Here is a 6,220-nt window from a genome sequence, read left to right on the forward strand (position 1 = left end):
GCGGCTAGCGGGGCAGCAGCCGGCGGGCGCCGCGGCGGCCGTCCCGGACGGCCTCGACCTTCCGCCAGCGCGCCTCGCAGAACGAGTAGGCGCCGAAGACCAGCAACCCGGCGGCGACGACGACCAGCAGCCACGGTCCGGCCGGGGTGCCGGCGAACTGGCGCAGCGTCCCGTCGAGCCCCTTGGCCTTGCCTGGGTCGAACGTGATGGCCGCGTAGGCGAGGAAGACGCCGACGCCGCCGAAGACGATCCCGCGGGACGCGCGGCCGACCACGCCGAGCGTCTCGACGAAGCGGCGCGTGCGCGGGCCCATCCGGCCGGTGTTGAGGCGTTCGACGAACTTGCGCCGGACGGCGCCGGCGACGCTCCCGATCCCCCAGGCGAGAAAGCCGATCCCGACCGCGAGGACGAGCCAGCGCCCGCCGGGGTGCTCCATCGCCCGCGCCGTGTAGGTCTTGGACTGCTCGTTGCTGGAGCTCCCGCCCTGCCCGAGCACGAAGTTCAGCACGGTGACGCAGCCGACCGAGTAGAACAGGCCGCGGCCGAGGGACGCGAGCCGCTTGGTCGCCTTCCGGCCGTCCGCGACGGGCTGCCCGAAGGCCGCCTCCGCGAAGCGCCAGAGGGCCAGCCCGGCGAATCCCGCGGCCAGCAGCCAGAGCATCGCGGTGCCGCCCGGCTTGTCCGCGACCGTCTGCAACGCTCCCTGCTTGTCGGCCTCGTGCCCGCCGTCGCCCAGCCCGATCTGGACGGCGAGCCAGCCGATCAGCAGGTACAGCACGCCCCGCGCCACCAGGCCGGACCGGCAGAAGATGTGGAACGCCGAGTGCCCCGCCACCCGGCGGCCGGCGCGCCGGACGCCGGCTCCGGCGACATTCGTGGTCATGCTCCGTCGTCCTTCCCGTCGCGAACGGCAGAGCTGTGCCCGGTAGCGGATCGGTCAAACTCCGGCAAAACGCAGCTCAGGCGCCGGCGGGCCGGTCGTCCCGCGGTTCGACGGCCTCGACCTTGCGGTACCGGACCTCGCAGAAGGAGTAGAGACCGAAGATCACCAGCCCGAGGGCGATCACGGCCAGGCCCCAGCCGCCGGCGGGCGTGGCGGCGAACTCGCGCAGCACCCCGTCGAGGCCCTCGGCCCGGTCCGGCGCGAAGGAGATCGCCGCGTACGCCAGGAAGGCCCCGACGGCGCCGCCGATCAGGCCGCGCGCGACGTTGCCGATCGTCCCGAGGGGCTGGACGATCCAGTGCGCGACGGTGCCCATCGCGTCGGTGTCGAGCTCGTCGCGGAAGGCGCGCCGCGCCGCGTTGACCAGCGTGACGACACCCCACACGACGAAGCCGGCGCCGACGGCGAGCACCGCCCAGCGGCCGCCGGGTTCGGCCATGGCGCGCGCCGACAGCGCGCGCGACTGCTGGTCGCCGGACGTGTGGCCCTGCCCGAAGAGGAAGCCGACCGTCCCGGTGCATCCGACGGCATAGGTGAGCCCGCGGAAGGCGGCCGGCAGCCGCATCCGCTTGCGCCGCCCGTTGGGGAGGGGCCGCCCATACAGCGCCTCGGCGAACTGCCACAGGGCCAGCCCGGCGAACCCGGCGGCGAGCAGGCAGAGCACCGCCCACCCGCCCGGTCTGTCCGCGACGGTGCGCAGCGCGCCCTGCCGGTCGGCCTCCGCCCCGCCGTGCCCCGTCGCGATCAGCAGGGCCAGCCAGCCGATCAGCAGGTAGAGGACGCCGCGGGCGGCGAGGCCCGCGCGGGAGAGGCCGTGGAACCAGGGGTGTCCGGCCGCACGCCGTCCGATCGCACGCGCCGCGTCCTTCGCCGTCATCGCCGCCTTTCGTGAACGGAAACGCTGTCCCCGTTCACGAACCGGTCAAACCCAGGCCGCCGGGGGCGCGCGGGAGCGGCTCGGGCTAGGACAGGCCGGCGCGGCGGGCGCGCTCGACGGCGGGGCCGATGGCGTCGGCGAGGGCCTTCACGTCGGCTTCGGTGGAGGTGTGGCCGAGGGTGAAGCGCAGCGAGCCGCGGGCCCGCTCGGGGCCGGTGTTCATCGCGGTCAGGACGTGGCTGGGCTGGGACACGCCGGCGGAGCACGCGGATCCAGTGGAGCAGGCGATGCCGCGGGCGTCGAGCAGCATGAGCAGCGCGTCGCCCTCGCAGCCGGGGAACGAGAAGTGGGCGTTGCCGGGGAGCCGGTCGTCGGGGTCGCCGTTGAGGATCGCGTCGGGGACGGCGGCACGCACCGCCTCGATCAGCTGGTCGCGCAGGTCGGCGAGGCGGCCGGCCTCGGCGTCGCGGCGGGCCACGGACGCCTGGACGGCGGCGGCGAACCCGGCGATGGCCGGGGTGTCGAGGGTGCCGGACCGGACGTCGCGCTCCTGGCCGCCGCCGTGCAGCAGCGGGACCGGGTCGAGGAACAGCGGCTCCTTCGGCTTGGCGAGCAGGAGCGCGCCGACGCCGACGGGGCCGCCGAGCTTGTGGCCGGTGATGGTCAGGGCCTGCGCGCCGCTGGCGGCGAACCGGACGGGCAGGTGCCCGGCGGCCTGGACGGCGTCGGTGTGCAGCGGGACGCCGTGCTCGCGGGCGACGGCGGCCAGTTCCGGGACGGGCTGGACGGTGCCGACCTCGTTGTTGGCCCACATCACGGTGGCGAGGGCGACGTCGTCGCCGCTGCCGAGGGCGTCGCGGAGGGCGTCGGGGAGGACGCGGCCGAGGCCGTCCACCGGGATCCACTCGACGGTGGCGCCCTCGTGGTCGCCGAGCCAGGCGACGGCGTCGAGGACGGCGTGGTGCTCGACCGCGCCGGCGAGGACGCGGACGCGGGCCGGATCGGCGGCGCGGCGGGCCCAGTAGAGGCCCTTGACGGCGAGGTTGTCGGCCTCGGTGCCGCCGGAGGTGAACACGACCTCGCTCGGCCGGGCGTCGAACGCCTCGGCGATGATCTCGCGGGACTCCTCGACGACCCGGCGGGCGCGGCGGCCGGCCGCGTGCAGCGAGGAGGGGTTGCCGAGCTCGCGCAGCTCCGCGGTCATCGCCTCGATGGCCTCGGGCAGCATCGGGGTCGTCGCCGCATGGTCGAGGTAGGTCACCACGCGCTCAACAGTATCCGCGCGGCCGCTGTTCCCCGAGGGCGCCCGGGAGCCTGCGGGAGCGGCGCCGTGAGGGGCGCCGTGAGCTGGGGAATAACGCCCGGCGGACCGTGGTTGGCGTGTATACCGTCCGGCCGGTACAGTGGAATGGTCATGAAACGTGAAGCCCTCCTGGACGCCGCGGAGTCCGTGCTGTTCGAGCACGGCACGCAGGCGCTGACGCTCGCCGCGGTCGCGGACCGCGCGGGGGTCAGCAAGGGCGGGCTGCTCTACCACTTCCCCACCAAGGAAGCCCTGGTCAAGGCCATGGTGGCGCGGGTCATCGAGGAGTTCGACGGCCTGATCGCCTCCTACGACGACGGGGCGCCGGGGTCCTACACCCGGGCCTATGTCGAGGCGACCTTCGAGATCCTCGGCGGGGAGGCCCGCGCGTACCGACGATGGTCGGCCATCACGGCCGCCGCCGCGGATCCGGAGCAGGCCGAGCCGCTGAACGAGGCGATGCGGCGCTGGCACGGCCGCGATCCCGGCGACGATCCGGACCCGGGCGCCGCGCAGGTGGTCCGGCTGGCGGCCGAGGGCCTGTGGGAAGTGGTGAGCCACGCGCCCGAGCTGTACGACGGGGAACAGCTCGCGGCACTGAAACGGCGGCTGCTGGCGCTCCTGCCGTAGCACGCCGACGAACCGACGCGGGGCGCCGCGTCCGGCGCCCGTCCGGCACCGTCCGAGGCACTCACGGCCCCTTCCGGGTCTGGAGCGTTCCATGGCGCCCGGATCCCCGTCACAGAAGACACAGCGCACACAGATGCGCGCACACGACGCATGCGCGAATCGCATCCGCGACCCGCGCCCGCGACGAGCCGAGAAAGAGGTGAACCATGCTGTTCCGTGCCCGTTCGGGGACGTTCCTGACCTTCGCGCTGGCGGGCCTGCTCACCGGAGTGTGGGTGGCCAGGATGCCGGCGCTGGCCGGAAAGTTCGGGACGAACGAGGGCGAGATCGGCATCGTCGTCCTCATCTGGGGCCTCGGCGCGATCGTCGCGATGCAGGTCCTGCGCGGCGTCATGGCCCGGGCCGGCAGCCGCAGCGTGCTGCGGGTCGCGCTGCCGCTGACCGCGCTGTCCTACGCGGGCGTCGCGCTCGCCCCGACCTACGGGCTGCTGCTCGCGGCCGTCGCGCTGTTCGGCATGACCTTCGGGATCACCGACATCGCGATGAACGCCCAGGGCAGCGTGGTCGAGCAGGCGTACCGCCGGTCGATCATGAGCGGGATGCACGCCGGCTGGTGCGTCGGCGCGATGACCGGCGGCCTGTACGGCGTCGCGACCGCCGCGGCCGGGCTCGGCTTCACCGCCACCGTGCTGATCGCCGCGCTGGCCGCGGTGCCGCTCGGCCTGCTGCTCGGCCGCACCTACCTGCCCGACACCTACCCGGTGGACAGCGGCGCGGTGCCCGCCGCCGAGCTGCCCGCCGCGTCCGGGACGGGCCGCGCCGCCCGCCGGCTGCCCGCCGCCGTCTACCTCATCGGCGTGCTCGCGTTCATCGCGTTCATGACCGAGGGGTCGATCGCCGACTGGAGCGGCCTGCTGCTGCACGACGAGCTGCACGCCTCGCAGGCCCTCGCCGCGCTCGGCTACCCGATGTTCGAGCTGGCGATGCTGTTCGGGCGGCTGGTCGGGGACCGGGTCCGGATGCGGCTCGGCACCCGCCGGCTGCTGACCGGCGCCGGGATCGGGACCGCGCTCGGCATGACGGCCGTCGTGCTCGCGCCGTCCGCACCCGTCGCGATCGCCGGGTTCTTCGTGACCGGGCTGGTGGTCTGCACGGTCGTCCCGACGACGATCTCGCTCGCCGGGACCGCCGCGCCGGGCCGCCCGGCCGCCGCGGTCGCGCAGGTCGGCGCGATGGGCTACGGCGGGCTGCTGCTCGGCCCGGTCGTGGTCGGGTTCCTGTCGGACGCGACGTCGCTACGCGTCGGGGTCGGCGTGGTCGTCGTGCTGGCGCTGCTGATCGCGGCCGGTGCCCGCCTGCTGCCGCTGCGGTCGTTCGCCGACGTCTCGGCGCACTCCCCGGAGGCGGCCGTCGCCGCCGCCGAGGTCCCCGCGCCCGCGTCCGGCGCCCCGTCCGGCGCGACCGGCGACGACCCGAACGGCACCCGTCCGCAGCCCGTCGCCGCCTGACGGTCCTAGGGGCCCGCTGATCCGGTATAACGCCCTCTAAGACCAGAGACAGGGCGGCACATGGGCGACTGGCGGGTTCCGGGGTACAGCGAGCTGCGAACCCTCGGGGAGGGGGCGCAGGGCCGGGTCGTCCTCGCCCGGCACGACGGCACGGGACGGCCCGCCGCGATCAAGTACCTCGCCGGGGCGCTCGCGGACGACGCGGAGTTCCGCGAGCGCTTCCGCGGCGAGGCGGACCTGCTGCGGCGGCTGCGCCACCCGTTCGTCGCCCGGCTGTACGGGCTGGTCGAGGCGCCCGGCGGCGCGGCGATCGTGATGGAGGCGGTGGACGGGGCGTCGCTGAAGGCGGTGCTGGCCGAGAGCGGGCCGCTGGCGCCGGAGGCCGCGCTCGCGGTGCTGAAGGGCTCGCTGCTCGGCCTCGCCGCCGCGCACGACCTCGGCATCGTCCACCGCGACTACAAGCCCGCCAACGTGATCGTCCGCGGCGACGGGCTGAGCAAGCTGATCGACTTCGGCATCGCGGTGGAGGCCGGGGAGGCCGGGCGGTCCGGGACGCCGGTCTACATGGCGCCCGAGCAGTGGCGCGGCGAGCCCGCCTCCCCCGCCACCGACGTGTACGCCGCCGCGTGCGTGTTCTTCGAGTGCGTGACGGGGCGGCGCCCCTTCACCGCCGAGGACCAGGCCGGGCTGATGGGCCGCCATCTCACCGCGCCCATCCCGGTCGCCGGCGTCCCCGAGCCGCTGCGGCCGCTGATCGAGCGCGGCCTGGCGAAGAGCGCCTGGGACCGCCCGCTCGGCGCGGCCGCGTTCGTGACCGAGCTGGAGGCCGCGGCGTCCGGCGCCTACGGGCCCGACTGGGAGGCGCGCGGCGTCCGGACGCTCGCGGGCGCCGCCGCCGCGCTGTCCCTGCTGTTCCCCCTCACCGCGCTGGGCCTCGGCTCGGGCGGCGCCGGGGCCGG

6 protein-coding genes are annotated in these 6,220 nt (G+C 75.4%); 3 read left to right on the forward strand and 3 right to left on the reverse strand.

All coding sequences use genetic code 11. The annotated features are described in order from the left end of the window. Positions 1 to 4 precede the first annotated feature (4 nt). From F9B16_RS29300 to F9B16_RS29310, 3 genes are all read right to left on the reverse strand, one after another. A complete protein-coding gene (locus tag F9B16_RS29300; protein WP_151543440.1) occupies positions 5 to 883 on the reverse strand; it encodes a DUF1206 domain-containing protein in 879 nt (292 codons plus the stop codon). A 76-nt stretch (positions 884 to 959) separates the two neighbouring features. Beyond that, entirely contained in the window at positions 960 to 1,820 is an 861-nt protein-coding gene (locus F9B16_RS29305; protein ID WP_151543441.1) for a DUF1206 domain-containing protein, read from the reverse strand. Positions 1,821 to 1,905: 85 nt separating this feature from the next. After that, complete coding sequence (locus F9B16_RS29310) at positions 1,906 to 3,081, reverse strand: cysteine desulfurase family protein (protein WP_151543448.1); 1,176 nt, start codon at positions 3,079 to 3,081, stop codon at positions 1,906 to 1,908. A 153-nt stretch (positions 3,082 to 3,234) separates the two neighbouring features. Between F9B16_RS29310 and F9B16_RS29315 the strand changes: the two genes are divergently transcribed. From F9B16_RS29315 to F9B16_RS29325, 3 genes are all read left to right on the forward strand, one after another. Next, positions 3,235 to 3,753 carry a TetR/AcrR family transcriptional regulator gene (locus F9B16_RS29315; RefSeq protein WP_151543442.1) on the forward strand — a complete coding sequence of 173 codons (519 nt, stop codon included), beginning with the start codon at positions 3,235 to 3,237 and terminating at the stop codon, positions 3,751 to 3,753. A 206-nt stretch (positions 3,754 to 3,959) separates the two neighbouring features. Next, positions 3,960 to 5,261, forward strand: coding sequence for an MFS transporter (locus F9B16_RS29320; RefSeq protein WP_151543443.1), 1,302 nt, complete (start codon positions 3,960 to 3,962; stop codon positions 5,259 to 5,261). Between the two features lie 60 nt (positions 5,262 to 5,321). Beyond that, a partial coding sequence (locus F9B16_RS29325; protein ID WP_151543444.1) for a serine/threonine-protein kinase occupies positions 5,322 to 6,220 on the forward strand: 899 nt, incomplete at its 3' end.

The sequence above is a fragment of the Actinomadura montaniterrae genome (assembly GCF_008923365.1).
GTDB classification, from domain to species: domain Bacteria; phylum Actinomycetota; class Actinomycetes; order Streptosporangiales; family Streptosporangiaceae; genus Spirillospora; species Spirillospora montaniterrae.

What these genes read in the sequence shown, in the direction of transcription:
- F9B16_RS29300 (WP_151543440.1), bottom strand. Translation starts at nt 883, where the DNA reads ATGACCACGAATGTCGCCGGAGCCGGCGTCCGGCGCGCCGGCCGCCGG.
- F9B16_RS29305 (WP_151543441.1), bottom strand. Translation starts at nt 1,820, where the DNA reads ATGACGGCGAAGGACGCGGCGCGTGCGATCGGACGGCGTGCGGCCGGA.
- F9B16_RS29315 (WP_151543442.1), top strand. Translation starts at nt 3,235, where the DNA reads ATGAAACGTGAAGCCCTCCTGGACGCCGCGGAGTCCGTGCTGTTCGAG.
- F9B16_RS29320 (WP_151543443.1), top strand. Translation starts at nt 3,960, where the DNA reads ATGCTGTTCCGTGCCCGTTCGGGGACGTTCCTGACCTTCGCGCTGGCG.